The organism is Streptomyces lonarensis, assembly GCF_012033735.1.
Taxonomy (GTDB): Bacteria; Actinomycetota; Actinomycetes; order Streptomycetales; family Streptomycetaceae; genus Streptomyces; species Streptomyces lonarensis.
Genome location: NZ_JAAVJD010000476.1, coordinates 1 through 1,102, shown reverse-complemented (window position 1 = coordinate 1,102; position 1,102 = coordinate 1). Strand labels below are relative to the sequence as shown.

The window sequence follows — 1,102 nt, the reverse complement described above, 5'->3', positions numbered from 1 at the left end:
CCGGGTGGTCGGTGGCGGTTGTGGGAGCAGTTCTCGTTGCGTGGTCCGGGTTTCCCCGTGGACGGCGTGAAGGAACTCGCACCCGCGGAACTCGCCCTCCACGCCGAGAAGTTCGACCACACCCACCCGCTGACCGGCCCCGACTGGGACACCTTCGAAACCACCTTCGCCGACACCGCCGCGCAGACCGCCCGCAAACTCCAGGCCTTCGCCGCCACCGACGACTTCACCACCGCCCTCGCCTGGCAGAACCGCACCGTCCTCCGCACCGGCATCCGCCCCTTCCTCGACCGCACCCCCACCCCCACCAACCGCTCCTCCATGCCCCGCCAACGCGAAGAACTCGTCGCCCACTACCGCCAACGCTTCTGCGTCAAGAACGACACCATCGGCTTCTTCGGCCCCGTCGGCTGGGGCACCATCAACCCCACCACCACCGGCATCCACACCCACCACGGAACCGGCCTCACCGACAACACCACCACCTTCTTCTCCAGCTGGTCCATCGACGCCCTCGCCAAAACCCTCACCACCCACCCCGGCCTCATGGACTGGATCCCCCCACGCCGCACCCCCTTCGCCCGCATCACCCACCACCACGACCACACCACCGTCACCATCCCCGGACGACCCCCCAGAACCGTCCCACCCCACCTCACCCCCCTCCTCACCCACATCAACGGCACCACCACCCCCCACCAACTCGCCGAAACCACCCACACCACCCTCGACCACACCCGCCAACACCTCACCGAACTCGCCCGACACCGCTGGATCACCTGGCGCCTCGACATCCCCTCCGGACCCCACCCCGAACAACAACTCCGCACCATCCTCAACCGCATCAACGACCCCCACCTCCGCAACCACGCCCTCACCCACCTCAACACCCTCGAAACCCAACGCACCACCGTCCACAACGCCGACCGCAACCCCCACCACCTCACCCAAGCCCTCCACACCCTCGAAACCCACTTCACCGACATCACCCACACCGCATCCCAACGCAACAAAAGCACCCGCACCGCACCCAACCGCTCCCTCCTCTACACCGACACCCGCCGCTCCACCACCGCCACCATCGGCCACACCATCCTCGACG

General features: G+C 67.5%; 1 protein-coding gene. It reads left to right on the top strand.

Going from position 1 to position 1,102, the window contains the following annotated elements; genetic code table 11:
* Window positions 1-57: 57 nt before the first annotated feature.
* Window positions 58-1,102: lantibiotic dehydratase (locus tag HCN56_RS25625; protein ID WP_209313200.1), on the top strand; the 1,045-nt coding region annotated here is incomplete at its 3' end.